The sequence below is a fragment of the Campylobacter sp. CCUG 57310 genome (assembly GCF_013201975.1).
Taxonomy (GTDB): Bacteria; Campylobacterota; Campylobacteria; order Campylobacterales; family Campylobacteraceae; genus Campylobacter_A; species Campylobacter_A canis.
Genome location: NZ_CP053845.1, coordinates 943,015 through 969,015 on the forward strand (window position 1 = coordinate 943,015; position 26,001 = coordinate 969,015).

Sequence of the window (26,001 nt, forward strand, 5' to 3'; positions counted from 1 at the left end):
ATTAATATTTAAAATCTGAAATTTAAGGAGTTAAATATGGATAAAATTCAAGCTAAAGTCGAAAATTTAAAAGATGAAATGATAGCGCACAGACGCTTTTATCACTCACATCCTGAGACGGGTTGGTTTACATTTTTTACTACCGCCAGTATAGCCAAGAAGCTAAAAGACTATGGATATGGTCTAAAAATGGGGCGCGAGATAGTAAAGCCAGATGCCAGACAAGGGCTTGGCACTCCTGAGGCCGCGCAAAGGGCTATAGAAAGAGCCAAAAGCTTGCTAAGCAAAGAGGAGCAGGAATTCTTGCCTCTTATGGAGGACGGGCTTACAGGCGTAGTTGCGGATATCGATACGGGTAGGGCAGGCAAGATGACGGCGTTTAGATTTGATATCGACGGCGTGGATGTTACCGAGAGCAAAGATGAGAGCCATAGACCTGTAAAAGAGGGCTTTAGAGCCGATATAGACGGTATTACGCACTCCTGCGGACATGATGGACACATCACGATAGGACTTGCACTCGCAAAGATCATAGCTGAAAATTTAGATGATTTTAACGGCAAATTCAGATTTATATTCCAAACAGCAGAAGAGGGCACACGCGGTGCAGTAGGCATGGAGCCTATGGGCGTGGTTGATGATGTGGATTATCTGCTTGGTGGACACATCGGGTTTCAAGCTAAAGTAAATGCAGGCATAATTTGCGGCACCAACAAACTTTTGGCGACATCTAAGTTTGACGTTATCTTCACGGGTCGCTCAGCCCACGCCGCAGGAGCTCCGCAAGAAGGAGCTAATGCATTACTTGCAGCTGCCGAGGCTGCTATAAATATGCATGCTATCACGCGTCACGCCGATGGAGTAACTCGTATAAACGTGGGAGTTTTAAAGGCGGGAGAGGGCAGAAACGTGATCGCGCCAAACGGATTTATCGCCTGCGAAACTCGCGGAGAGACTACAGAGCTTAATGAATTTATGTTTAACAAATGTATGGATATTATTAAGGGCGTAAGCATGATTCACGGCGTGGATTACGAGGTAAAGCTTACGGGCGGTACCAGCGGCGGAGATAGTAGCCCTGAGATAACCGAGCTTTATGAAAAAGCAGCAATTCAGTCGCCTTATATAAATAACGATCTGATAGTGAAAGAATTTACCTTTAGCGCATGCGAGGATTTCGCGCATTTTATGCAAAAAGTGCAAAAAAACGGCGGCAAGAGCGGATATCTGATGATAGGCACAAAGCTTGCCGCAGGACATCACAATAGCTGTTTTGACTTTGACGAAAATGCCTTACTCGCCGGAGTTGATGTGTTTTTACGCTCAACTTATATGCTTAACGGCAAGTAAAATATATTTGCAAGCCTGATGATTTTGGGCTTGCAAATTTTATGATGGTTAAATTTGCAAATGCGCTTTTGGTAAATCAAATTTGTAAATTTAATAAAATAAATTTACTACGATAAAATTTCAAATATCTCTTATTGTCTAATATTTGGATAAATTTACACAAAATTTGCTTAATGAGTAAAATTTACAAGCTTAAGCGTTAAATTTGCTTGATTTGTAAGTAGCGTGAATGAAATTCACGCTACTACATTAGGAAAGTCAAATACCAATTTGCCGCTTTTTATCGTTTTGATAGCTGCGCCTTTTAATTTCTTATCAATTAACGGAGAGTTTTGGGATTTGGATTTGTTTAAATTTTTATCATAGACGTATTCAAAGTCGGGATCTACGATAACGATGTCCGCTAGCATTCCTTTTGCTAACTTGCCTTTGTTGTTTAGTTTAAGAAGTTTTGCCGGGTTAAAAGATGTCAGCTCAACCATTTTTTTATAGTCGATAAGCCCCTCTCTAACAAGATCTAAAGTCATTGGAATCAGCGTCTGAAGTCCCAAAATTCCAAACGGAGCTTTATCAAATTCTAAAAATTTTTCATCCGTATGATGCGGGGCGTGGTCGGTTACTATGACATCCACTAGCCCGTTTGCGATAGCCTCTCTTACGGCTTTTACGTCGCTTGATGTGCGCAAGGGCGGCGACATTTTAAAATTTGTATCATAATTCATCAGCTCGTCTTCTGTATATGTAAAGTGATGCGGCGTAACCTCGCAAGTTACATTTATACCCTCATCTCTAGCTTGCTTGATGAGCTTTAGCGACCACTCCGAGCTAACGTGAGCTATGTGGATGTGTCCGCCTGTTAGCTTTGCAAGAAGCAAGTCGCGAGACACCATGATCTCCTCTTGCTCTCTTGGCATGCCTTTTATGCCTAAAATCGCCGAAACTCGCCCTTCGTTCATATGTCCGCCGCGACACAAAGAGCAGTCTTGCGAGTGGTTTATGACAAATGAACCAAAATGCTTTGAGTATTCAAGTGCGTATCTCATCACGTCGCTGCTTGCTACGGGCAAGCCGTCATCGCTAAATGCAACTGCCCCGGCTTCTACCATATCGCCCATCTCTACGACTTTGTTTCCGCCCATACTCTTTGTGATAGCGCCTATCGGAAGTAGGTCGATTAGTCCTCTTGCTTTTGCTTTAGCGATCATATCGCGAGTTATTACGGCATTGTCATTTACGGGGTTTGTATTTGCCATCGGCAAGCAGGTTGTTACGCCTCCTGCAACCGCCGTTTCGCTACCTGAGTTTATGTCGTCTTTGTATTCAAGCCCCGGATCTCTAAAATGCACGTGCATATCAATAAGCCCCGGCATCACAAGCTTTCCTGCGGCGTCTATGACTCTATCAGCCTTTGGTTCGTCTGTCGTTATATCAGCTATGATTTCGCCGTCTATCAGGATATTTGCCTTAAAAATTTCATCGGAATTTACTATAGTTGCGTTTTTTATTAAAGTAGTCATATCTTGCCTTATTTGTTTGAGATTAAAGTATGAAGTATCGCCATTCTTACGGCAACTCCGTTTTCGACCTGATTTAATACGTGAGAGTATCTAGGATCATCCGCAACGTCTGAATTTATCTCTACGCCTCTATTTATGGGTCCGGGGTGAAGTATCATGACTCCATCTTTGGCAAATTTCATCTTTGAGGCGGTGAGCCCGAAAAATTTAGAATACTCTCTTACCGACGGAAACGCCACTTCGTCATCTTGGCGTTCAAGCTGGATCCTAAGCATGATGATTGCATCGGTATCTTCAAGCGCTTCTTGCATGCTTTTGCAAATTTGACAGCCAAAAGCCTCCATTCCCGTTAGCATCATAGGCGGACCAAACAGCTTAACTTTGATACCGAGAGTTTGCATTGCGTAAATGTTTGAACGAGCCACGCGGCTATGAAATATATCGCCGATTATCGCTACGGTTAAATTTTCTAAATTTCCTCTGTGCTCAAGGATGGTAAATAGATCAAGTAGGGCTTGGCTTGGGTGTTCGTTTAACCCGTCGCCGGCATTTACTACGTGAGCGTCGGTGTTTGCGGCTACAAATTTCGCAGCGCCTGAGCTATAGTGTCTAACTACTACGATATCGGTTTTCATCGCGACTATGTTGTTTATGGTATCAATCAGCGTTTCGCCTTTTTTGGTGCTGCTTTGAGAGGCGCTAAAGTTTATAGCATCGGCTCCAAGACGCTTTGCCGCTATTTCAAAGCTGGTTCTTGTGCGTGTGGAGTTTTCAAAAAACGCATTTACCGTTGTTTTTCCGTAGAGGGATTTTGCTTTTTTGATTTCGGAGTTGTTTAGTTCTTTAAATTCTTTGGCTAAATTTAAGAAGTGGTAAATCTCATCTTTGCTTAAATTTGAAGTTGTTACGAGGTCTTTTTTGGTGTAGCTCATATGCGGTTCCTTTTTTGATTGTTAAATCAAAAAAGCAATACTACACCAAATTTACTTAATTTTTAATTTTGAAGCTTTGCAAACTCCGCACTTAGTCTATCTCTTATCTCATCGCTTACGAGTTCGCCGTCTTTGAAATTTGCCTCAACGAGCTCGTCAAGTCTGTTTAGCACTTCAAACAGCTCACTCTCCCATTTGTCGGGATTTCGTGCGGTATTCATAGTTTCTATGAAAGTTAGTTTCTTGCTCATCTCGCTAAGACTCTCTAAAAAACTATCTTTTAGCTCGACGTCTTTTAGCATATCATCGTAAAGCGCCATATTTTTAAGCTCTCTTAGTTCGCTGTTTATGAGTTCGCAGAAGTCTTTGTATTTTTGCACTGAAATTTGCCTTAAATTTTCAGGAGAGTTGTTTGCAAGTGTGCCGTTTTGATCGATATTTTTAGTTATTTTTTGAATTTGCATATAGATTATTGCCGCAACCGCAAGTGAAACTACTATCGTCATGGTAAAAATATCCATAAATTTCCTTTTTGCTTAAATTTCAAAGGCGATTATACTCAAATTTGCTTTTTCTTTTTGTAAATTCCATCTATGCTAACTACTCCAAGAGCTATCCAAATAAGCACAAACGAGCTTATTTTAGCCGTGTTTATCGGTTCGTTATAGACAAAGACCGCGATTAGAAGTTGAAGTGAGGGCGAGATATACTGCATATAGCCGATGGTGCTTAAATTTATTCTTAAAGCAGCCGAATTAAAGAGTAAAAGCGGTATAACCGTAAGCGGTCCGCAAAGCGTGATAAAAAGCCCAAACCACGAAAAATCAAAGTGATTTTGCCCGCTCTTTGCTATGAAAAACAGCGCCGCAATAGCAATAGGCATAACCATCGTAGTCTCTACGAAAAGTCCTTCTAAAGATGGAATTTTGATACGCTTTCTAACAAGCGAATAGATAGCAAACGAAAGAGGCAGGATAACCGAGATAAAAGGCAGTCCGCCCACATCGTAAATTTGGATAGAGATAGCGATAAAAACGATAAATATCGCAAATTTGCCAGTGTTTGAAATTTTCTCTTTTAGCACCACTACTCCAAGAAGCATCGTTATAAGAGGGTTTATGAAGTATCCTAAGCTTGCATCCACAATCTTATCGATACTAACCGCATAGATATAAATCGACCAGTTAAGAGCGATTAAAACCCCGCTAGTAAAGAGCAAAAAAGCGGTTTTTTTGTTTGTGAAAAACTGCTTTGCATCAGAGAGTTTTTTGCTAAATTTAAGCAGGATATATAAAAACAGCACCGACCAGATGATGCGGTGAGCGACTATCTCGGCAAATCCCAGCTCATAAAGCTGCTTGAAATATATCGGAAAAAGTCCCCAAAGTATGAAAGCGCTAAGACCGTATATCATGCCCGCTTTTGTTTCGTTTTCGTAGTTTTTCATTGGAATTCTTTTTTTGAAGCTATTTTATTTAATAAATTTTTAATCACAGCTTAGTTAAATTTTGAAACACTTATAAAAATTTGTTACTTAAATTCACAAATTTACTCTTTGAGTTTAATTTTATGTGTATTAAAAGTTCTTTTTGGTTAAAATCTGAGTTATTTTTTAAAAAGGTATGAGATGAATTGGACTAAAAGCTCGTGGAGAAATTTAAACATCTTGCAGCAACCCGTTTATCCGAATTTAGATGAGTTAAAAAGCGTGGAAAACAAGCTTGCTTCGCTTCCTCCGCTTGTCTTTGCGGGTGAGGTGAGGAATCTTAAAAAGGCGCTTAAGGATGTTACCGAAGGCAAGTCGTTTTTGCTTCAGGGCGGCGATTGCGCGGAGAGCTTTTTAAATTTTAACGCGAACAATATAAGAGATATGTTTAAAGTCATGCTTCAAATGGCGATAGTTCTTACCTTTGCCGGGCGTTGTCCCGTAGTTAAGGTCGGTCGCGTGGCAGGGCAGTTTGCAAAGCCTAGAAGTAGTGACTACGAAGAGGTAGGAGGCGCAAAACTGCCTAGTTACCGAGGCGATATCATAAACGGCTTTGAATTTAACGAAGCTGCGCGCGTGCCCGATCCAAAAAGAATGATAGAGGCTTATTATCAATCAGCCTCGACAATGAACCTTCTTCGTGCGTTTTCAAGAGGCGGTTTGGCCGATTTGCATGAGGTGCATAGATGGAATTTGGGTTTTATTAAAAAGCCTGAGCTTGGCAAAAAATACGATGAATTGGTTGAAAAGCTTAGTCAAACGCTTGCGTTTATGGAGGCTTGCGGTATAACTTCTCAAAATGCTCCGACTATAAATCAAACTGTAGTTTATACTTCTCACGAGGCTTTGTTGCTTCCTTACGAAGAGGCTTTAACTCGCGAAGATAGTCTTACGGGAGATTGGTATGACTGCTCGGCTCACATGCTTTGGATAGGCGAGAGAACGCGTGGAATCGATGATGCGCACGTGCATTTTTTAAGCGGAGTTCATAACCCGATCGGAGTTAAGATAGGACCTAGCGTAACTAGCGAGGATGTGATAAAACTCGCCGGCAAACTAAATCCGAATAACGAAGCGGGCAGGCTAAATATCATCGTCAGAATGGGAGCTGAAAAGATAGGAGATAAGCTTCCTGAAATTTTACGCGGAGTGAAAAAAGAAGGGCTTAATATCCTTTATAGTATCGATCCGATGCACGGAAACACCGTAAAATCATCAAACAACTATAAAACTCGCGAATTTCATAAAATTTTATCCGAGGTTAAGAGCTTTTTTGAAATTCACAAAGCCGAAGGCACTTACGCAGGAGGTGTGCATTTGGAAATGACGGGACAAGACGTAACCGAGTGTGTCGGAGGTGCGTTTAATATAACCGAAAAGAGCCTTGAAAATCGCTACGAAACGCAGTGCGATCCGCGCTTAAATGCAGATCAGGCGCTTGAGCTTGCCTTTTTGATAGCTGATTTTGTAAAGAAAAACTAAAAAATCAAGAGTTAAAATAGAATTAAAAAGCTGTTTTAACTCTTTAAATTTAAATTCTAATAAAAACTCTCATAAAATATAGGCAAATTTCTTCATTTTTAATACAAATTTTGCTAAATTATCAATAAAAATTATTAGATAACGGAGAAAAGTATGAGATGTGTTTACGATCTTGTGGTGATAGGCGGCGGTCCTTGCGGTATTGCTGCGGTTGTAGAGGCTAAAGCTAACGGTTTTAGAAACGTTTTATTATTAGAAAAAGGCGATAACCATAGCCAAACCATTCGTAAATTTTACAAAGACAACAAGCGCGTTGATAAGAGTTATAAGGGGCAAGATAGCACGATTCACGGAATTGTGGCTTTTGATGACGGAACGAAAGAGAGCACGCTTGATTATTTTGATAGGCTTTTGGACAATGACGAGATAGATACCGCATTTAACTCCGAGGTTGAAAGCGTGAAAAAAGAAGACGGAGTGTTTCATATCACGACCGCTTCGGTGGGATACGGCGCTAAAAATGTGATGATATCCATAGGTAAAATGGGGCGTCCGAATAAGCCTGATTATAAAATTCCCCCTTCGCTAAATTCGGTTGTAAATTTTAATCTAAATTCATGTTCAAGCGGTGAAAAGATAATCGTCGTAGGCGGTGGAAATTCGGCCGCCGAATACGCCGTAGAGCTTAGCGAAGCAAACGACGTGACGCTTAATTACCGCAAGGACAAATTTACAAGACTAAATGATATAAATGAAAGCGCAGTTATGGAGCTTGCAAACGCTAAAAAGCTAAAATTAAAACTTGGCGTAGACATAAAAGAGCTTGAAAACGAATCAGGCAAGATAAGAGTAAATTTCACGGATGATACTAGCGAAATTTACGACCGAATCATTTACGCTATAGGCGGTTCAACTCCTGTTGATTTCTTGCAAAAGTGCGGCGTAGAGCTTGATGAGGATAAAGATCCGATTGTAGATGAGAATTATCAAAGTACCATAAAAGGGCTTTATATAGGCGGAGATATCGTGCTTAAAAACGGCGGCTCGATTGTTTTAGCGCTAAATCATGCGCATAAAGTAATACAAAGCATTAAAAATAGTAGGTAGAGTTGAAGCAGTCTTTTTTAAATTCGCTATCTTTTTTTATACTCGGTGCGCTTGTTACTACAAGTGGGTATTTTTTGTATCTAAATTTGCAAAAGAATTCCGCTTCTAAAATTAGCGAACAAAAAGAGGTGGTGATAAAGGTTCATAGTTTTGAGGAGCTTCCAAAGGATGAGCAGGCTAAATATGTAAGAAAAGATGAGCTTGCAAATTCAAAAGATAGCAGAAGACTTATAGATCAATACGCCCAAGAGATCGATGATCTTGAAAAAGAGCTAAGAGATGCTCAGATGCAAAGTATGCAAAATTCAAGAATAGCCGCAACTCGCATAACCGAACTTCAAAATGAAGTCGATAGCTTAAAAGAACAGCTTAGCAGAGCTGATACCAACACTACGGCAGTTAGCGATAAGCCTATTGCCTCAAAGAGTGAATTTGAGCGTATAAGAGCGAATTTGCAAGCCGAGATAAAAGGTGCAAAGGCTGAAATTTCAAAGCTGAAAGATGAAAACGGCAAGCTAAAAGATACTATTAATCTTAAAAAATCAGAGCTTAAAAGAGTTATTAGTGAGCAAGAAGCGGCTGTTTTAAAAGCTAAGAATTTAAACCAAGACGAACTTAATAAGCTTAAATCGGACTTGGAAGCTAAAAAAGATGATTTTGAAAAGATTATAAAACAAAAAGACGATGAAATTTTAGCCATCAAAAAAGATGCCGACTTGGCTGATGAGAAGCTAAAAAAGCTCTCGGGCGATTATCAAGAAAAAACCAATGATACAAACGATAGGCTAAGAAAAATAAGCGAAGAAAATGCTAAATTCAAAGCTCAAAACGATGAGTTAAATTCTCAAATGGAGAATGTAAAAGCAAAATTTGAAAAAGAAAAATCAAATCTTGAAAAAGATATTTTAAGCATGTCTTCTCTTTATAAAAACGAGGTTGAGAGGCTAAAGATGGAGCTTGAAAGAAGCGTTAGTGAAAGCTCTGCTTTAAAAAATGAACTTGAAGCTACCGTAAAAGACTTAAGCGAGCAGAATATAAAAAAATCCGAGCAGCTTGAAGCCGATGAATCAAATATAACTTATCTTAAAGAGCAGCTTAGAGAAACTAGCGAACGGCTTGAAGAGGAAATTTTAAACAATAAAAAAGACATTAAAAACTATAAAATCTTAAACGATAAGATAACTTTACTGATCCAAAGCAATATCCAAATCGATAAAGATGCCAAAGAGCAGGTAGCAAACGCCCAAAAAGCTATGCAAGAGTATAAAAAAATATCTGATGAATTTGATGAAAAGATAGCTAAAAAAGATTCTCAGATCAAAGAGCTAAGTGATAAATTTGAAGAGTTTAAGCAAAATTTTAAATCTCAAATAGAGGCTAAAAATGAAGAAAACTCAAGGCTTATCAAAGAGGCCAAAGAGCTAAAAAATTTAGCCGCGATAGGTAAAAATCACGTAGCTATAAAAAACGAGCTTGAACAGACAAAAAAACAGATCGCGCAGGTTCTTGAAGATAGCGAGTATCTAAGTAATGAAAATGAAAATTTAAGAAAGATAATACAGCTGAATTTTAAGAGCGAAGTGCCTAAAAAAGTCGTATTTATAGCTTCGGTGGAGTGCGATGATATGGGTGTGGGATCGGATAAGCCTACTATAACTTGCATAAATAAAGTTACCGAGTTTTTGCAAAAATATAATTCAAACTATTATTTTGAGATAACTCCTATAGTAAGTCAGGGAAATTTTATCGCAACTTCCAAGATCGCCAAGCTTGTACCTAAAAATGAGCTTGAGCGCATAAATACCTACGCAAATTTCGGTATAGGAAGAGAACGTGCAAAAACTGCAGGCAACCTTATACGAGATGAATTTGGAGATTTTTCTCGCATATCTTATAGCAGCGAAATCATCACTTCTTCCACAAAGCAAGGCTTTGTCATCAAGGTTTATAGATGAAAATCATCCAACCAAGAGTAGGCTACAGATACAACAGCGATACGATGATGCTGTACGGCTTTATCTGCGAGGAAGGCTTAAAAGGTAGCGTGCTTGAGGTCGGATGCGGATGTGGAGTGCTTGGACTGCTTCTTAAGCGCGATTTTGAAGCTATTGATCTTGATATGCTTGATATGCAAGAGGTAAATATAAAAATTGCCAAACAAAACGCCGATGAAAACGGCTTAAAAGCTAGCTTCATAACGGCTGATTTTGCTAATTTTGAGTACCAGAAGAGATATGATTTTGTTATCTCAAACCCGCCTTACTATCACGACGGAGCTAAGAAGAGTGAAAACGAGCATATCAAAATAAGTAGATATAGCGAATTTTTGCCTCTTGAAAAGCTTATAAAATCGGTAAATTCGATTATGAAGCCAAGCGGAGTTTTTGTGTTTTGTTATGACGCTAAGCGGCTTAGTGAAATTTTAACTCTTTTAAAAATGTATAAATTTAACCCGACCCGCATAAAATTTGTCCATCCAAAAGCAAACAAAGAGGCAAGTTTGGTTATCATAGAAGCTAAAAAAAATTCAAAAGCTTTAGTTAAAATTTTACCGCCGATATTTATTCTTGAAGGTGAAAGATATACAAAAGAAGCAAGTGAAATTTTTACTCGCGCAGGCACTTTTAGTCAAAGTTGCGAGATATGATTCGCCAAAGCGGCTTTGAGTATGAATTCGACTTTACAAAGTGCGATGAATGCGGAGGTAAGTGCTGCACGGGAGAAAGCGGCTATATATGGATAAATAGCGCCGAGATAGAAGCTCTTGCAGGATTTTTGGATTTAAGCGTAGAAGAATTTAAGGATAAATTTTTAGAAAAACACGGATATAAATTCAGTATCAAAGAAAAAATTTATAAAGACGGCTTTGCCTGCGTCTTTTTTGATGAGGTTAAGCAAAATTGTTCTGTTTATGAATTTCGCCCAAAACAGTGCGTAAGTTTTCCGTTTTGGGATTATTTTAAGACTCATTTTGAGGAATTGGAGGGAGAATGTATAGGAATAAGGCGTTTGTAAGAGTTGTGCTTGCGCTATTTATCTCTTGCTTTTGCTTTGCAAATGAGAAGATAAAGATAGATGAAAATCTTTATATATTAGAGGCTTTAATGGCTGTTGATAATGCTAAACATGACGAGGCTATGGCTATTTACAAGAAGCTTTATGAGGAGACTAAAAAGCCCGCTTATCTAAAAGAGGCGCTTAAATTTGCATTTTTTACCAATAGTGCGGAATTTGATAGCATCATGCAGCTTGCGGAGAAAAATTTAAAAGATGACACCGACTTTCTTCGTATTAAAGGCGCAAGTCTTATGAATACAAATAGGCTTGATGAGGCTAGAAAGGTTATGGAAAGCCTTGTAAAAAAAGAGAGTAAACCTCGCAACCACATAATGCTCGGTACTATCTTGTCAATGCAAAATAATAACGAAGAGGCTCTAGAGCAGTTTAAAATCGTATATGAAAAAGACAAAAGCGATGAAAATTTGCTTAGAATGGTAGAATTTCTTTACAACAAAATGGGCAAAAAAGAAGAGGCACTAAGCTATCTTGAAACATCAAGGCGTATTAACGGCTGTAGTGTGCATGTATGCCTAACGCTTATTGATCTATATATGCAAACGGGCAAGATAAACGATACCGTAGAAATTTACGAGGATCTTTATAAGACTACTAAGGAAAAAGAGTATCTTAATAAGGCCGTAGGCGTGTTTGCTTATCAAAAAAACTATGAGGGTGCGGCTAAATTTTTGCAAAAATACAACCATAATGATAATTTGCTAATGGAAATGTGGGCGATAATGGGTGAGTATGACAAGGCTTATAATAAGGCTAAAGAGCTTTTTGATAAAAGCTTTAACCTTGACTATCAAGCCAAAATGGCTGTATATCAGTATGAAAGAGATGCTAAAAATTTAAGCAAAGAGAGTTTAAAGGAGATTATTCATAACTTTGAAAAATCAGCCCTCAAACTTGATGATCCGATATATTTAAACTACTACGGATACTTGCTTATAGATCACGATGTGGATGTTAAAAAGGGTGTAGAGCTGGTTGAAAAAGCTTTGATTAAAGAGCCAAATTCGGTATATTATCTTGACTCTCTTGCGTGGGGACTTTATAAGCTGGGAGAGTGTAAAAGAGCCGATGAGGTTATGAGTAAAACACTGCACGATGATGAATTTGTAAATTCAACCGAAGCAAAAGAGCATATAAGACTTATCAAGGAGTGCTTAAGTAAAAACCAAGCGCAAAAGGACGCGAAGTGATACTTGATGAGATCATAAGACGCACCAGAGAGGATCTAGAGGAAAAAAAGTCCAAATATCCCAAGGAGTGGCTTGGAAGAAGCCTTGCTTACAATCCTTATGTGCCCAGAGATGTCCTGCCCGCTCTTAAATCAGACGAGAAAGATCCTTTTAAAATAATCGCCGAAGTGAAAAAAGCAAGCCCCAGCAAAGGCGTTATAAGAGAGGAATTTGAGCCTATTTTTATAGCTAAGGATTATGAAAGCGGCGGAGCAAACGCGATATCGGTTTTAACCGAGCCTCATTATTTTAAAGGAAATTTGGAATTTATAACTCAAATTCGTAGGTATGTAAGCGTGCCGTTGCTTAGAAAAGATTTTATAATCGATAAATACCAAATTTTAGAAGCTCTTGTCTATGGAGCCGATTTTATCCTGCTTATAGCAAAGGCATTGGGCTTAAAAGAGCTAAAAGAACTGCTTGAATACGCTCATCATTTAGGACTTGAAGTGCTTGTCGAGGCTCACGATAAGGAAGATATCACGAAGGCTATACTTGCAGGAGCTAATATCATCGGTATAAATCATAGAAATTTGCAAAGTTTTGAGATGGATATGAGTTTGTGCGAAAGCCTTGTGCCATTGATACCTAAGTCAAAAATAATAGTAGCCGAAAGCGGACTTTATGAGCATAGCCAGCTTGAGAATTTAAATAAAATCGGTGTTGATGCCTTTTTGATAGGCGAGCATTTTATGCGCAAGAGCGATCTTGCAAAAGCCGTAAAAGATATAAAGGAGGGATGATGGAGCATCTTTGTGCGCCTTGGAGAAGCGAGTATTTTAATACAAAAAGCGCTGAATGCGTATTTTGTGAGGTTATCAATCATCCTGAAAACGATGATAAGACAGGTGTTTTGTTTCGCGCCAAGCACTGCTTTGGTATTATGAATTTATACCCTTATAGCCCTGGTCATTTTATGGTCATACCTTACGCTCATGTCGACAAGATCGAGGACTTGGACGAAAAGACTTGGCTTGAGATGAGCCTTTTTGTAAGAGAGGGCGTTGTGATTTTAAAGCATGAGTTAAGAGCAACTGGCGTAAATATCGGTATGAATTTGGGCAAAGCCGCAGGTGCGGGAATTGCCGAGCACGTGCATTATCATTTGGTGCCTCGCTGGGAGAGGGATACGAATTTTATCACGACGATTGCCGATTTGAGAGTAAACGGAGTTCCTTTTCATCCGCTTTTTGAAAAGTTAAAAAAGGCTTTTGACGAAATTTTAAGTTTGCGTTAGCCAAATTTTTACTTTTTTGTGTTCCAAATTTTAAAATTTTGAGAGAATTTTCATTAAAATAGCCATATTTCATATTTAATAAATATTTTTTTGAGTAAAATAAATGAATTTGAAATGTAAGGTTTGCAATGAAAATTCTTTGGCTACTATTTTTGTTTGCTTGTATTGGATTTGCCGGAATTTATGACGACTCAAAACTTGATTGTGATGAAATTTTAGCTAATAAAACTCAAATTTTTAGCCCGAATTTTAATCCAAATAGCCCTGATTTAAACAGTATTGATTACGGGTGTGCAAATTCTCTTTTAAATATTCCTGCTGTAAACGAGCTTATGGATTTGGCGGTTAAAATTCGCTCGGAGAGCCGCCTTTGCGTAGGGATTATCGCTGAGAAAAACTTAAATAAGTTTAAATTTACCTTGCTTAAAGCGGGAATTTTTCCTGAAATGTATGCAAAAAGTCTTGATGAGCCTTTGATTTATGAGGCTATCCAAGAGCGGGATAGAGCGTATTTGCGCTACTGGGGTCATCAGAGGATATCGAATTTTTTGCTGTTTAAAGAGTTTAATAAAACCTACAACCTAGCTCTTGATCCGCTTGTAAAACACTACACGAATAACTTTACCATGGATGAAGGAAGTGCGATTTACTATGCCACAAAGGTTGCAAACGAGTTTTTAAAATTTGCCGTTAATTCAAAAGAGCGACAAAATGATGCGACAAGACTTGATATAAGCGAGATAGATAAGCGAGTTATAGATCCTCAATTCTCAAAATACGAGATAAATGAGTTGATATATTCGGGCAAAATTTCTAAAGAGCTGCTTCAAAGCGCTTTTTATACGGCGCTTCTTTACGAAAAAAACGAGGAAATTTTAAGCGAATTTATAAAAATTGGAGCTGAACTTAATTTGGGATACGAGAATTCCTTGTTTTTCTCTCTTAAGAATTTAAGTAACGCTAAATTTTTACTCAAAAACGGCGCGGACGTTAATTATAAAAATTTACTCGGACAAACTCCGCTTTTTATGGCTGTTAGGTTAAATGATTTTGAGGCGGTTAAATTTCTTGTTGAAAATAGAGCCGATATCAACGCTAAAACCATTGATTTAAACACTAAACTCGCCTATATATCAAATTTGGGCGAAGCGGTGCCAAGCTACATAAAGCTTTGTGATTTTGAGCATACTTCAAGGACTATCTTTATGGAAGCTGCTGCTAATAGTGATGTTGAAATTTTGGAGTTTTTGGTTGAAAATGGCGTAGATACGGACGCGATTGACGATGCGGGATTTAACGCATTTGATTATGCCAGAATGGGAAAAAAAGATATAAATTTACAGTATCTTACAACGATTGGCTTAAGTTCAAATTTAAAAAACAGATAAGGAGGAGAGAGTGAAACAGACCGCTTTTATCACGGGAGCAACATCGGGCTTTGGCGAAGCTACGGCAAGAGCGCTTAGTAAAGAGGGCTATAAGCTCATACTTTTAGGACGCCGCGAAGATAGGCTCAAACGACTTGCTGCCGAGCTTGGTAATGCTCATACCATAGCAGCCGACATAAGAGATAAGGAAAAAATTTTTAGAGAAGTTGCAAATTTGCCGGAGAATTTCAAAGACATAGAAATTCTCGTAAATAACGCAGGGCTTGCGCTTGGACAAGAAAAAACAAACGAAGCAAGTATCGAAGACTTTGAAACGATGATAGATACGAATATCAAAGGGCTTTTATATGTAACCAAGGCTGTTTTGCCGATAATGACGGCTCGCAAAAGCGGCTATATCATAAACTTAGGCTCGGTTGCCGGTGAGTGGCCGTATCCGGGCGGAAATGTCTATGGCGGCACAAAAGCCTTTGTTAAGCAGTTTAGCTTTAATCTTAGAAACGATCTGCAAGGTACGGGAATTCGCGTCACTCAAATCGCGCCTGGTATCGCAAAGACCGAATTTAGCCTTGTTAGATTTAAAGGAGATAGCGCAAAAGCCGATGCGGTATATGACAAAACTCGGTTTATCACATCCGAAGATATCGCGCGTATTATAGTTGATTGTATAAATTTACCAAAACACGTAAATATAAATTCGCTTGAAGTTATGGCGACGACGCAGACTTGGGCGGGATTTGCTTTTGAAAGGGAGTAGATGAGATATTTAGCTTTATTTTTACCTATATTGATGTTTGCAGATCCTGCAAAAAATGCCGAATTATTCGGTATATTTACACTTATCCCGCCTGTTGTGGCGATAGTCCTTGCATTTATCACCAAAGATGTTATCTTATCGCTTTTTATAGGTGTATTTAGCGGAACTTATCTGCTAAGCGTTATGAATAACGGTGTGATAATGTCTTTTGTAAAAGGATTTGTCGATATCGTTAAGCGCATAGTAGGCTCAATGGCCGATAGCTGGAACGCAGGCATTATCCTTCAGGTGCTTTGTATAGGTGGCGTGGTAGCTCTTGTAACTAAAATGGGTGGCACCAAAGCTGTTGCTTTATGGCTTAGTAAAAAAGCAAAAACCGGAATTTCAGCTCAAATTTCAACTTGGGTGATGGGGCTTTTTGTCTTTTTTGACGATTATGCAAACGCCCTTATCGTAGGACCTATCATGCGTCCGATAACCGATAAATTTAAAGTTTCAAGAGAAAAGCTTGCTTTTATCATCGACGCAACGGCTGCACCGATAGCAGGAATTGCCATCATATCCACATGGGTCGGACTTGAAATTTCACTCATTAAAAACGGCTACGAGCTAATCGGAATAACCGATATAAACGCATTTGGGATATTTGTAGAGACGATTCCTTATCGCTTTTATAACCTCTTTATGCTTTTGTTTGTGGTCTGTACGGCAATGATGGGGCGCGAATACGGAAGCATGCTTGCAGCAGAGCGTAGAGCTCGCACGGGAGAGCTTCATTCAAGCAAATCAAGAATGGTTGATATCGAGGATAAGACTCTTGAGCCAAAAGAAGGCATCAAGCTTCAGACATCAAACGCCGTTATACCTATATTGGTTCTTATAATAGGCGCTTTTGTTAGTTTTTATTTTAGCGGTCTTAGTTCGCTTGAGGGCGAAACTCTTGAAAAGGCTCTTGCAAATCCGCTTACTTTTGAAACGCTTAGAGAAACTTACGGTGCGGCTGATGCTTCAGTAGCGCTTTTCCAATCAGCTCTTTTAGCTACTATAGTGGCGATACTAATTGGCGTTTATAGAAAAATTTTCGGCGTAAAAGAGGCTATTGAGACTTGGGTTAAAGGCTGGAAAACGATGATAGTTACGATTGTTATCTTGCTTCTTGCGTGGTCTTTGAGTTCGGTTATCAAAGAGCTTGGCACATCAAGGTATCTTGTCGATATGCTTTCAGACGCCACGCCTAAATTTATCCTGCCTGCGACTATATTTATACTTGGCTCTTTTATCTCGTTTTCAACGGGAACCAGCTACGGAACGATGGGAATTTTGATGCCTCTTGCCATACCTCTTGCAAATGCCGTGGGTATAAGCAGCGGGCTTGAGGGCGACGCGCTTCATGCGTATATGATCATAAATATTTCAGCCGTGCTTACGGGGGCGATATTTGGCGATCACTGCTCTCCGATATCAGATACCACCATCCTTTCCTCAATGGGTGCGGGGTGTAACCACATAGACCACGTCCGCACGCAGATGACCTATGCACTTAGCGTAAGCGCCATAAGCATACTTGTAGGATATATACCTGCTTCTTTGGGACTTAGTGTGTGGATAGTGCTTCCTCTTGGGTTTTTAGCGGTATTTTTAACGGTAAGATTTATAGGGCAAAAGGTTTGATTTGACTGCAAGCGAGTGCAAATTTGTAGGAGAGTGCGGAAGTTGCACTCTAAATTTAAGCTATGACGAGCAGGTTGAGTTTAAAAAGAAATTTATAAAAGAAAAATTTAGCGAGTTTTACGGAGGCGAATTTGAGTTTTTTGCCTCCGTGCCGACTTGCTACCGAAGTAGGGCTGAATTTGGTATCTATCACGACAAAGATAAACTAAGCTACTATATGCGTGGAGACAAGCGTAAATTTGTGCTAATTGACGAGTGTTTGAAGGTTGAAGCTAAAATCGCAAATTTAATGCAGCCTCTTTTAAATTTCATCGAAAAAAACGAAAATTTAAAGCATAAACTATTTGGCATCGAGTTTATCTCGACTAAAGATAGCCTGCTTGCTATGCTTTTGTATCACAAGAAGCTTGATGGGCTAAAGAGCGAATTTGATGAGCTTGCAAACAAATTTGACATATCCGTAATCGCAAGAAGCAGAGGACAAAAGCTAGTTAGCGGAAGTGAAAATTTAAGCGAACGACTCTATATAGAGGGCAAGGAGTATAAATTTAGCTTTAGCGAAGGAGCTTTCATACAGCCAAACAGAGCCGTAAACGAAAAGATGATATCTTGGACCAAAGGCTGCGTTCATGGAGCAAACGATCTGCTTGAGATGTATTGTGGTCACGGGAATTTCACTATCCCGCTTGCAAGCGAATTTAATCAAGTTTTGGCAACTGAAATTTCTAAAAAATCGATTGCAAATGCTCTTAAAAACTGCGAGCTAAACGAAGTTAAAAATATCAAATTTATAAGAGTTGGCAGTGAAGAGCTTATGCAGGCTTTTAGCGGAGTGCGAGAATTTCGCAGATTAGAAGGCGTAAATTTAAAAGCCTTTAATTTCTCTCACATCCTTGTCGATCCGCCTCGCGCGGGACTTGATATGAGTGTGATAAATTTCATCAAAAACTACGAAAATATCATCTATATATCCTGTAATCCCGAAACTTTAAAAGAGAATTTAAAAGAGCTTGATAAAAGCCACGAGGCGGTTAAATTTGCGATATTTGACCAGTTTGCAAATACGACTCACATAGAGTGCGGAGTGCTTTTAAGGAGAAGAAGTGCAAATTCATGAAATTTTAAAAACAGCTAAAAACATAGCCATAGTAGGCTTAAGCCCCGATGAGAGCAAGGCTAGCAATGCGGTGGCTAAATTTTTGATAAAAGAGGGGGTTTAGGATTTTCCCTATTTATCCGAAAGAGGATGAAATTTTAGGCTTTAAAGTATATAGAAATTTAAGCGAAATAGATGAAGATATCGACATCGTAGTGATGTTTAGAAAGGGCGAATTTGCAACCGCTCTTGTTGAAGATGTGATAAAAGTAGGTGCTAAAACGCTTTGGCTTTAGCTTGGTATAACAAACAAAGCGGCCAAAGAGCGCGCAAAAGAAGCGGGTGTGAATTTCGTAGAAGACAGGTGTATAAAAATCGAATTACAAAGGCTAGAAAATGATATCGTTAAATAAAATAATCCAAGCAAAACGCGCCATAAGCGGCTTTGTTTATAAGACGCCGTTTGCGTTTAGTCCTAAGCTTAGCTTGCTAAGCGGAGCGCAAATTTATCTTAAAAAAGAGAATTTGCAACGCACGGGAGCTTACAAGATAAGAGGCGCATACAATAAAATAGCAAATTTAAGCGATGAAGAGCGTGCAAAGGGCGTAGTTGCGGCAAGTGCGGGCAATCACGCTCAAGGCGTAGCTATATGCGCTAGGGAGTTTGGTGCGCCAGCCATCATTGTAATGCCCGAATCAACACCGCTTTTAAAGGTTTCAGGCACAAAGGCTCTTGGTGCGCAAGTGATTTTAAAGGGCGATAACTTCGATGAAGCTTACGAATACGCAAACGAATACGCAAGAGAGCGAGGAATGAGCTTCATACACCCTTTTAGCGACGAATTCGTAATGGCGGGGCAGGGCACGGTAGGGCTTGAGATGCTTGATGAAGTCGCCGATCTTGATATGATCATAGTGCCTGTCGGCGGAGGAGGGCTTATAAGCGGTATAGCAAGCTGCGTTAAGCAGGTAAATCCAAACATCAAAGTAATCGGAGTAAGTGCCAAGGGCGCTCCTGCGATGTATGAGAGCTTTAAGGCTAAAAAGAGTAAAAATTCAAAAACCGTTCGAACGATCGCGGACGGTATTGCCGTAAGAGACGCTAGTGAGGTTACTCTTGCGCATATATTAGAGTGCGTTGATGATATAGTTCAGGTTGATGACGAAGAGATAGCAAACGCGATTTTGTTCCTGCTTGAAAATCAAAAGATCATCGTTGAAGGCGCAGGGGCGGTCGGAGTCGCCAGTGTACTTCACTCAAAAGTGAAATTTGAAAAAGACGCAAAGATCGGTATAGTCTTAAGTGGCGGAAATATCGATGTGCAGATGCTAAACATCATCATCGAAAAGGGTCTTATAAAATCGGCCAGAAAGATGACGATAAAGGTTACTTTGGTTGATAAGCCAGGTGCGCTTATGAGTCTAACCGACTGCTTAAAAACCGCAAATGCAAATATCGTTAAGATTGATTACGATAGATTTTCTACCAGTCTTGATTATGGCGATGCAAGTATCACAATCACGCTTGAAACTAAGGGCAAAGAGCATCAAGAGATGGTGCGAAACACTCTAAATGATCATGGGTTTGAATTTACTCAGCTGTTTTAGATAAATTTGGTTTATTGTGCCCGTACGGATTTAAAGCGGTCAAATTTAAGCAAGCTTTTATCTAAATGCAAAGTATGAGGCGGTAAATTTAACAATCCCTTTACCAAATTTTGATAAAATCGCGCTAAAAGGAGAAAGATATGGTTGATTATGTAATAGTTGCGCTTCTAGTTTTGGTTTTGATCGTATTTGGCGTGATATATAAGGTAAATAAGCAGGCTTCAAAAGCGTCAAAAGAGATAAAAAGCGATATAACGAGCGAAATTTCGCAGATAAAATCAATCGGCGAGCTTTCGGTATTTCAAGTTTATAGCAAAGAGATCGTGACAAAGACCGATCATGCGTTTGGAAGCTTTGGCAAGGAGTATCTGCGCTGGCTGGTTAGTGAAAAGAAGCTTTCGATGATATTTGAATTTGAGATAAATTTCATCTACGATCTAACAAGTCCTAAGATGGATATCGTAAATACGGCAAACGGCGAGTATCTTATCGTAATGCCGCCTTGTAAATATAAATTTTCGATTGCCAATATGAAATTTTATGATGAAAAAAACGGCAAATTTATACCGTTTTTGTTGCCTGATTCGCTAAACGGCTTTTTTGGAAGTACGTTTACGGAAGAAGATAAAAATAAGCTCATAACAGAGGCTAGAAACGAGGTTGAGAAGATGTCAGTTAAGCTAATTTCCGAGCTTCAAAACAAAATTCACAAATCGGCTCGCGATACTCTTGAGGCGATTGCAAAAAGCTTTGGCGCAAGGTCGGTTAGGTTTGAATTCCATGATAATGACGAGCCGCTTGACAGACGCTTAAATCTACAAAACGTAGCCTGAATTTAGCCTTTAGTAAAGAGGGCTAAAATTTAAAAATTTAAGGAGAGTTTTAACCCTCCTTTTTTATTTTACTCTCCCAAATATTTTTTAAGATCGGCTTTAGCGTCGCCGCTTATTAATCCAAGATTGTAATTTTGCACTAAGAAATTTAAAATTTCCTCATTCATAAACTCAGGCAGACTTGGTCCCACGTGAATATTTTTAACTCCAAGATATAAAAGTGCAAAGAGTATGATGATAGCTTTTTGCTCCATCCACATAAGCACGATAGAAACAGGCAGGTCGTTTACCGCTATGCCCGTAGCTTCGCTAAGAGCTAGAGCGATTTTAACCGCGCCGTTGCTGTCGTTGCACTGTCCAAGATCAAGATAGCGAGGAATTTGCGTGCCTTCGATGAAGCCAAAATCAATGTCGTTAAATCTAAATTTGCCACAGCTTGAAGTAAGTATCACGCAGTCTTTTGGCAAGCTTACGGCAAGTTCTCGGTAGTATTCGCGGTCTTTTCCCGGTGCATCACAGCCTGCTATAACGAAAAATCGGCGAATTTTGCCTTCTGTTACCGCCTTTAAGATTTCACCTGCCATAGGTAAAATCGCCTTGTAATGATGACCCGTGCTTATGATCTCATCGCTATCAAATCCGCTTATATCAGGAAGGCTTAGCGCTTTTTCAATCACAGGAGTAAAATCATCGCCGTTAATATGCGTCACATCCTCAGTGCCTGCGATATCATATCCAAAGAGCCTATCTGCGTATGTGCAGGATGAGCGAAGCGGAACTATGCAGTTGGTGCTCATTATGATAGCGCCTTGCCAAGCGTTAAATAACTTAGTCTGATCAAACCAAGCCTTGCCGATATTGCCTTTAAGGTGTGGATATTTGCGTAGCTCAGGATATCCGTGTGCAGGAAGCATCTCTGAGTGAGTGTAGATATTTACGCCTTTGTCTTTGGTCTGCTCAAGTAGCTCTTTAAGCATATGAAGGTTGTGTCCGCTAACTAAGATCGCCTTGCCTTCGGCTTTGTTTTGTGTGACTTTAACGGGACTTGGAACGCCGTAAGTGCTAGTGTGCGCATCTGAAAGCAGATCCATTACCTCAACTCCTGCTTTGCCGACTTTTAGAATTTGCTCGATATGCTCCTCAAAATTAAAATTCATATTTGTAAGCGTGAAATAAAGCGTCTGCGCTATCACATCATCTACGTTTTTGGTGTTTGCGCCAAGCTCGTTTGCATGGTGACGATACGCGCTCATGCCTTTAAGCCCAAATATCATCATATCTTGAAGCCTAGCCTTTGTGCTATCCTTGCCGCAGGTTCCTTTATCTTGCCCTTTTGAGCCACACCCGTTTGGAGCGCTCATCTCGCACTGGTAACAAAACATCTTTTGATCTATCGAACTCATCTTGTATCCTTTCTTTGTTGAAATTTGCTAAAATTGTATTGAATTATCAAAATTTAAGTGTTGATACGTATCAACGCCCAGTGGTTTTTAGAATAAACAATGGCTCAAATTTAAATAAGGCATTTGCAAGCGCGATTTTTATATGAGGTCGGCGTTTATTTAAGAGTTGTTGCCTTGGGCTTGTTTTTAATAAAATTTAAAGGTATAAAATGGCGATTGTAAAAGCCTTGCTGATAGGTGAAGTTAAAACTTATGGAGATGCAAATTCAAACGATGCGCTTAATAAAATTTGGCAAAGTGCGATATTTAAAACGGCGACCGAGGGTGAAATTTATGCAGATAAATTTGGCTTTCATGGCGATGAAGTAGCTGATAAAAGGCATCATGGTGGAGTTGAAAAGGCTATATTTGCAAATTCTTACGAGAATTATCCTGTGTGGAGTGAGTTTTTAGGTTTTGCAAATTTGCCATTTGGCGCAATGGGAGAAAATTTAACCATATCAGGACTTCATGAGAATGACGTTTTTATCGGTGATGTGCATAAGATAGGCTCGCTTGTGCTTGAAGTAAGCCAGCCTAGAAAGCCTTGCTTTAAGCTATCAAAACGCTGGATGAATGCAGGCGTAGCAAAAGAAATTTTTAGAAGCGGGCTTAGCGGCTGGTATTATAGAGTGCTTGAAGCCGGTTCTTGCAAAGCGGGTGATAGTGTGGATATGGTTTTTCGAGATAGTGACTCCATGAGCGTGGCTGATGTAAATCGCGTATTTTATTCACCCAAAGAAAATGCCCATTTGATCGATAAATTTATGAATTTAAAGGCTTTAAGCGCAGGTTGGCAAGATGATATGAAAAGACGTATCGAAGGTGTTTACGATACATCCTATATGGATAAAATTTAGTGGTTTAAATTTACCGAGTTTGGTTTGCTAATACTATTAGATTGAAAATTTAGACAATTATTTCTTTGTCTGGCTTTTAAATAGATAAATTTACTTTAACTTTGGCTATTTTATCAGTTTATATCTTGACAAAAAACGAAAAAATGAATATAATCACGTTTTCTTATTTGGTATTGGGGTATCGCCAAGCGGTAAGGCATCAGGTTTTGGTCCTGACATTCAGAGGTTCGAATCCTCTTACCCCATCCAATTTCAACCTTATATTGACGCAGAATAGAGCAGTGGTAGCTCGTCGGGCTCATAACCCGAAGGTCGGGGGTTCAAATCCCTCTTCTGCAACCAAACTCCCATTTTATCGATGTTTCAAAGCACTTAAAAACTTACTTAATTTTTGCTGAAATTGAATTTAGTAAATTTTCGATAGTTTCTTGCGATTTTTTAACGTTACTTGTGATGTATTTTTGAGTAGTAATTATATTTGTGTGACCAAGTGTAAATGATACTTGCTCGATAGGTAATTTAAGATAGTTTATTGAGTATGTGCTGATGTGTAAAATTTATATTAATTCGGATTTAAAAGAGTAAAATATGCCAAATGTTAATTCAATAACTCAAACAGATAATAATCGCGATAGTTTCCATAAAAATTAAATCTTACAAAATGCTTTTCAAAAACAGATATTATAAATTAAAATAAAATAATAGATAAACAATTAAAAATTTATTTTTAATAAATTTTTACAACCTCTATAGTATAATCCTAAAAATTCTATTTTTAAGTTCAAATAAAGCTAATCACAAAGGAAAAAGGAGTTTGTTTTATGTTTAGTAGGGTTTCAAATAAAATCGCGACAATTATATTTGTTTTGCTTACCGCATCTTTTCTTGCGTTTGCATTTTTAAGTTATAGGCAAACTACTCTGGCCATGGTAGGGATGTCTGAAAAGTCAAAAGAGGCGATTACTCTTTCGGGAGGGCTTTTTATAGAGGAGTATGTAAGCTCAAGAGTGGAGGCGGTAGAGAACTTTATTTATTACTTGCAAAAAAATCCCGAATTTTTCTCGGACAAAGAGGCCTTGAAGGCAAATTTTGGAGATCTTGTAGCCGTTGCAAAGCTTGATGCTCTTTTTATAGGATTTGAGGATGACGGTTCGCTTATAAATGCCTTCTTTGAAAAGGGATCAAGGGAGCCAAAATACGAAATTTTAAGCCTTGAAAAAGATGGATATGACTCAAGAAGTCGTGATTGGTATAAGGCTGCTAAGGCTGATAAGATATTTGCAACGGAGCCTTATTTGGATCCGGGAAGCAATAAAATAGTATCTAGCTTTGTAAAACAAATTCTCATAAACGGCAAGGTTATGGGCGTAGTTGGAGCCGATGTGGATCTTTCCATACTTGGAGATACTTTAGTAAAGATGAAGGACAGCAATACAGGTGTTTTAAGTCTAGTTGATTTGGATAGTTTGAAGCTGGTATATGACACAAATAAAAGCTTAATCATGTCTAATTCTGAACCTGCAAAAAGAGCGGTTGAAATTTTGGAAGGCGGGTTTAAAAAATACGGAGAAAAGGCGTTTGAATTTGAATACGAAGGAGTAAGAAAGGTAGGCGCTTGCAAAAGATACGATCTTGCCAATTGGCTTGTGTGTTCTTCAAACGAATTTAGCGATTATGATGAGACTTTAAATGCAGTTTTGAAAAATCAAACAATTCTTTCTGTGCTATTTATCGCAGTGATTGTAGGAATTTTGGTTTTTGCTATATCTAAATTTCTCAAACCCCTCAACCTAATTTCAACAGGATTAATATCCTTCTTTAAATTCCTAAACCATGAGATAAAAGAGCCTGCTAAATTAAACGTAAAAACCAAAGACGAATTTGGACAAATGGCATCTTTAATAAATGACAACATAAGCAAGATAGAATCAGCCAAAATCTCTGAAAACGACTTTATAAAAGAAGCAAATACATTCGTAGACAGTATCAAATCCGGAGACTTTACGGCAACTCTTAATGCACAAACGTCAAACCCTGCATTAAATCAGTTAAAACATACATTTAAAGAGCTTCAAGAGGCTTTAAAAGATAATATTGCCAAAAACGGCATAGAACTTATAAATCTTCTTGATAAATTTAAAAATCAAGACTTTACGGCTAGACTTGATGATAACGGTAAGATGGCAGAAGGAGTAAACGGACTAGGTGAAGAGATATCAAACATGCTTCGTGCAAATTTGTCTCAGGCTGAAAATTTAAGACAAAAAGCACAAGCTCTATCTGAATACATGAACGAACTAACAAGCGGAGCTAATAGGCAAGCAAATTCACTTCAAGAAAGTGCAGCCGCAGTAGAGCAGATGAGCTCGTCAATGTCTGCCATATCTCAAAAGACTCAAGATGTAATAAGACAAAGCGAAGAGATAAAAAACATAATAGTAATAATAAGAGATATAGCAGATCAAACAAACTTACTAGCATTAAATGCTGCTATAGAAGCGGCACGTGCCGGAGAGCATGGACGTGGCTTTGCGGTAGTTGCCGATGAAGTAAGAAAACTAGCCGAAAGAACTCAAAAATCATTAGGTGAGATAGAAGCTAATACAAATGTACTCGCTCAAAGCATAAACGAGATGAGTGAATCTATAAAAGAACAAGCTGACGGAATAAACATGATAAATCAATCGGTTGCCAATATAGATGATCTAACCAGACAAAATGTAATAGTAGCCAATAAGACAAACGAGGTAACAGCTGAAGTTGATAGTATGGCTAAAGATATAGCAGATGATGTGAAGAGGAAGAGGTTTTAGGATTTGATTGTATAGTCAAGTAAAAACGCAAATTCTTTTATAAAAAAGAATTTGCTACCCCTTCTTAAAAGCTAGATACTAAAACTACTAAAAAATTAAAATAATACTGTTATGTCAC

Annotated in this window: 22 protein-coding genes, 2 tRNA genes and 1 pseudogene; 20 read left to right on the forward strand and 5 right to left on the reverse strand. The window is 38.8% G+C overall.

The genetic code is table 11. The features are described 5' to 3' along the window. Positions 1-36 precede the first annotated feature (36 nt). On the forward strand, positions 37-1,350 hold the full coding sequence (locus CORI_RS04705; RefSeq protein ID WP_172199315.1) for an amidohydrolase: 1,314 nt from the start codon (positions 37-39) through the stop codon (positions 1,348-1,350). A 236-nt stretch (positions 1,351-1,586) separates the two neighbouring features. On the opposite strand, the gene CORI_RS04710 is transcribed toward CORI_RS04705, so the two are convergent. The 4 genes from CORI_RS04710 to rarD all read right to left on the reverse strand — a co-directional run bounded on the left by CORI_RS04710 (position 1,587) and on the right by rarD (position 5,246). Beyond that, on the reverse strand, positions 1,587-2,867 hold the full coding sequence (locus CORI_RS04710; RefSeq protein WP_173031016.1) for a dihydroorotase family protein: 1,281 nt from the start codon (positions 2,865-2,867) through the stop codon (positions 1,587-1,589). Positions 2,868-2,875: 8 nt separating this feature from the next. Further along, on the reverse strand, positions 2,876-3,799 hold the full coding sequence (locus CORI_RS04715; RefSeq protein WP_173031017.1) for an aspartate carbamoyltransferase catalytic subunit: 924 nt from the start codon (positions 3,797-3,799) through the stop codon (positions 2,876-2,878). 62 nt (positions 3,800-3,861) lie between these two features. Then, positions 3,862-4,320: a hypothetical protein gene (locus CORI_RS04720; RefSeq protein ID WP_173031018.1), complete on the reverse strand. Its 459-nt coding sequence runs from the start codon at positions 4,318-4,320 to the stop codon at positions 3,862-3,864. A gap of 38 nt (positions 4,321-4,358) precedes the next feature. Next, positions 4,359-5,246 carry an EamA family transporter RarD gene (gene rarD, locus CORI_RS04725; protein WP_173031019.1) on the reverse strand — a complete coding sequence of 296 codons (888 nt, stop codon included), beginning with the start codon at positions 5,244-5,246 and terminating at the stop codon, positions 4,359-4,361. A gap of 180 nt (positions 5,247-5,426) precedes the next feature. Between rarD and CORI_RS04730 the strand changes: the two genes are divergently transcribed. The 15 genes and pseudogenes from CORI_RS04730 to CORI_RS04800 all read left to right on the forward strand — a co-directional run bounded on the left by CORI_RS04730 (position 5,427) and on the right by CORI_RS04800 (position 20,768). Further along, positions 5,427-6,767 (forward strand): class II 3-deoxy-7-phosphoheptulonate synthase, encoded by a 1,341-nt coding sequence (locus tag CORI_RS04730; RefSeq protein WP_173031020.1) that lies wholly within the window; start codon positions 5,427-5,429, stop codon positions 6,765-6,767. A gap of 153 nt (positions 6,768-6,920) precedes the next feature. After that, positions 6,921-7,874, forward strand: coding sequence for an NAD(P)-binding domain-containing protein (locus tag CORI_RS04735; protein WP_173031021.1), 954 nt, complete (start codon positions 6,921-6,923; stop codon positions 7,872-7,874). Positions 7,875-7,876: 2 nt separating this feature from the next. Beyond that, positions 7,877-9,829 (forward strand): hypothetical protein, encoded by a 1,953-nt coding sequence (locus CORI_RS04740; protein WP_173031022.1) that lies wholly within the window; start codon positions 7,877-7,879, stop codon positions 9,827-9,829. After that, entirely contained in the window at positions 9,826-10,521 is a 696-nt protein-coding gene (locus CORI_RS04745; RefSeq protein ID WP_173031023.1) for a tRNA1(Val) (adenine(37)-N6)-methyltransferase, read from the forward strand. The genes CORI_RS04740 and CORI_RS04745 overlap by 4 nt, the downstream gene beginning before the upstream one ends. Then, positions 10,518-10,889, forward strand: coding sequence for a YkgJ family cysteine cluster protein (locus tag CORI_RS04750; RefSeq protein WP_172199347.1), 372 nt, complete (start codon positions 10,518-10,520; stop codon positions 10,887-10,889). Before CORI_RS04745 ends, CORI_RS04750 begins: the two co-directional genes overlap by 4 nt. Next, positions 10,865-12,139, forward strand: a complete 1,275-nt coding sequence (locus CORI_RS04755; protein ID WP_173031024.1) for a lipopolysaccharide assembly protein LapB — start codon at positions 10,865-10,867, stop codon at positions 12,137-12,139. The genes CORI_RS04750 and CORI_RS04755 overlap by 25 nt, the downstream gene beginning before the upstream one ends. Beyond that, positions 12,136-12,921 (forward strand): indole-3-glycerol phosphate synthase TrpC, encoded by a 786-nt coding sequence (gene trpC, locus CORI_RS04760; RefSeq protein WP_173031025.1) that lies wholly within the window; start codon positions 12,136-12,138, stop codon positions 12,919-12,921. The genes CORI_RS04755 and trpC overlap by 4 nt, the downstream gene beginning before the upstream one ends. Then, on the forward strand, positions 12,921-13,415 hold the full coding sequence (locus CORI_RS04765; RefSeq protein WP_173031026.1) for an HIT domain-containing protein: 495 nt from the start codon (positions 12,921-12,923) through the stop codon (positions 13,413-13,415). Before trpC ends, CORI_RS04765 begins: the two co-directional genes overlap by 1 nt. 128 nt (positions 13,416-13,543) lie before the next feature. Then, the gene (locus CORI_RS04770) at positions 13,544-14,803 is read left to right on the forward strand and encodes an ankyrin repeat domain-containing protein (RefSeq protein ID WP_173031027.1); all 1,260 of its coding nucleotides are present in this window, start codon (positions 13,544-13,546) and stop codon (positions 14,801-14,803) included. 10 nt (positions 14,804-14,813) lie between these two features. Then, the gene (locus CORI_RS04775) at positions 14,814-15,560 is read left to right on the forward strand and encodes an SDR family NAD(P)-dependent oxidoreductase (protein ID WP_173031028.1); all 747 of its coding nucleotides are present in this window, start codon (positions 14,814-14,816) and stop codon (positions 15,558-15,560) included. Next, complete coding sequence (locus CORI_RS04780) at positions 15,561-17,231, forward strand: Na+/H+ antiporter NhaC family protein (RefSeq protein ID WP_173031029.1); 1,671 nt, start codon at positions 15,561-15,563, stop codon at positions 17,229-17,231. 1 nt (position 17,232) lies between these two features. After that, positions 17,233-18,348 carry a tRNA (uridine(54)-C5)-methyltransferase TrmA gene (gene trmA, locus CORI_RS04785; RefSeq protein WP_173031030.1) on the forward strand — a complete coding sequence of 372 codons (1,116 nt, stop codon included), beginning with the start codon at positions 17,233-17,235 and terminating at the stop codon, positions 18,346-18,348. Beyond that, a pseudogene (locus CORI_RS04790) lies at positions 18,335-18,740 on the forward strand (CoA-binding protein). The gene trmA and the pseudogene CORI_RS04790 overlap by 14 nt, the downstream one beginning before the upstream one ends. Then, positions 18,724-19,935 carry a threonine ammonia-lyase gene (gene ilvA, locus CORI_RS04795; RefSeq protein WP_173031031.1) on the forward strand — a complete coding sequence of 404 codons (1,212 nt, stop codon included), beginning with the start codon at positions 18,724-18,726 and terminating at the stop codon, positions 19,933-19,935. The pseudogene CORI_RS04790 and the gene ilvA overlap by 17 nt, the downstream one beginning before the upstream one ends. Positions 19,936-20,075: 140 nt before the next feature. After that, on the forward strand, positions 20,076-20,768 hold the full coding sequence (locus CORI_RS04800; RefSeq protein WP_173031032.1) for a DUF4230 domain-containing protein: 693 nt from the start codon (positions 20,076-20,078) through the stop codon (positions 20,766-20,768). A 68-nt stretch (positions 20,769-20,836) separates the two neighbouring features. Here CORI_RS04800 and hcp read toward each other — a convergent pair whose 3' ends face one another. Next, positions 20,837-22,171: a hydroxylamine reductase gene (gene hcp / locus CORI_RS04805; protein ID WP_173031033.1), complete on the reverse strand. Its 1,335-nt coding sequence runs from the start codon at positions 22,169-22,171 to the stop codon at positions 20,837-20,839. A gap of 209 nt (positions 22,172-22,380) precedes the next feature. Here hcp and CORI_RS04810 point away from each other — a divergent pair, with 209 nt between their 5' ends. The 4 genes from CORI_RS04810 (at position 22,381) to CORI_RS10705 (ending at position 25,883) form a co-directional block, all read left to right on the forward strand. Further along, the gene (locus tag CORI_RS04810; protein WP_173031034.1) at positions 22,381-23,070 is read left to right on the forward strand and encodes an MOSC domain-containing protein; all 690 of its coding nucleotides are present in this window, start codon (positions 22,381-22,383) and stop codon (positions 23,068-23,070) included. 174 nt (positions 23,071-23,244) lie between these two features. Further along, a tRNA-Gln gene (locus CORI_RS04815) sits at positions 23,245-23,319 on the forward strand. A gap of 18 nt (positions 23,320-23,337) precedes the next feature. Continuing rightward, positions 23,338-23,412 (forward strand) — tRNA-Met (locus CORI_RS04820). Between the two features lie 479 nt (positions 23,413-23,891). Then, a complete protein-coding gene (locus CORI_RS10705) occupies positions 23,892-25,883 on the forward strand; it encodes a methyl-accepting chemotaxis protein (protein WP_254064964.1) in 1,992 nt (663 codons plus the stop codon). Positions 25,884-26,001 lie beyond the last annotated feature (118 nt).

Bases quoted from the DNA above. Each gene is read 5' to 3' on its own strand.
- CORI_RS04770 (WP_173031027.1), top strand. From the start codon at position 13,544: ATGAAAATTCTTTGGCTACTATTTTTGTTTGCTTGTATTGGATTTGCC.
- rarD (WP_173031019.1), bottom strand. From the start codon at position 5,246: ATGAAAAACTACGAAAACGAAACAAAAGCGGGCATGATATACGGTCTT.
- CORI_RS04765 (WP_173031026.1), top strand. From the start codon at position 12,921: ATGGAGCATCTTTGTGCGCCTTGGAGAAGCGAGTATTTTAATACAAAA.
- CORI_RS04755 (WP_173031024.1), top strand. From the start codon at position 10,865: ATGTATAGGAATAAGGCGTTTGTAAGAGTTGTGCTTGCGCTATTTATC.
- CORI_RS04720 (WP_173031018.1), bottom strand. From the start codon at position 4,320: ATGGATATTTTTACCATGACGATAGTAGTTTCACTTGCGGTTGCGGCA.
- CORI_RS04745 (WP_173031023.1), top strand. From the start codon at position 9,826: ATGAAAATCATCCAACCAAGAGTAGGCTACAGATACAACAGCGATACG.
- hcp (WP_173031033.1), bottom strand. From the start codon at position 22,171: ATGAGTTCGATAGATCAAAAGATGTTTTGTTACCAGTGCGAGATGAGC.
- CORI_RS04750 (WP_172199347.1), top strand. From the start codon at position 10,518: ATGATTCGCCAAAGCGGCTTTGAGTATGAATTCGACTTTACAAAGTGC.
- CORI_RS04705 (WP_172199315.1), top strand. From the start codon at position 37: ATGGATAAAATTCAAGCTAAAGTCGAAAATTTAAAAGATGAAATGATA.
- CORI_RS04715 (WP_173031017.1), bottom strand. From the start codon at position 3,799: ATGAGCTACACCAAAAAAGACCTCGTAACAACTTCAAATTTAAGCAAA.
- CORI_RS04710 (WP_173031016.1), bottom strand. From the start codon at position 2,867: ATGACTACTTTAATAAAAAACGCAACTATAGTAAATTCCGATGAAATT.
- ilvA (WP_173031031.1), top strand. From the start codon at position 18,724: ATGATATCGTTAAATAAAATAATCCAAGCAAAACGCGCCATAAGCGGC.
- CORI_RS04780 (WP_173031029.1), top strand. From the start codon at position 15,561: ATGAGATATTTAGCTTTATTTTTACCTATATTGATGTTTGCAGATCCT.
- CORI_RS10705 (WP_254064964.1), top strand. From the start codon at position 23,892: ATGTTTAGTAGGGTTTCAAATAAAATCGCGACAATTATATTTGTTTTG.
- CORI_RS04800 (WP_173031032.1), top strand. From the start codon at position 20,076: ATGGTTGATTATGTAATAGTTGCGCTTCTAGTTTTGGTTTTGATCGTA.
- CORI_RS04730 (WP_173031020.1), top strand. From the start codon at position 5,427: ATGAATTGGACTAAAAGCTCGTGGAGAAATTTAAACATCTTGCAGCAA.
- CORI_RS04735 (WP_173031021.1), top strand. From the start codon at position 6,921: ATGAGATGTGTTTACGATCTTGTGGTGATAGGCGGCGGTCCTTGCGGT.
- CORI_RS04810 (WP_173031034.1), top strand. From the start codon at position 22,381: ATGGCGATTGTAAAAGCCTTGCTGATAGGTGAAGTTAAAACTTATGGA.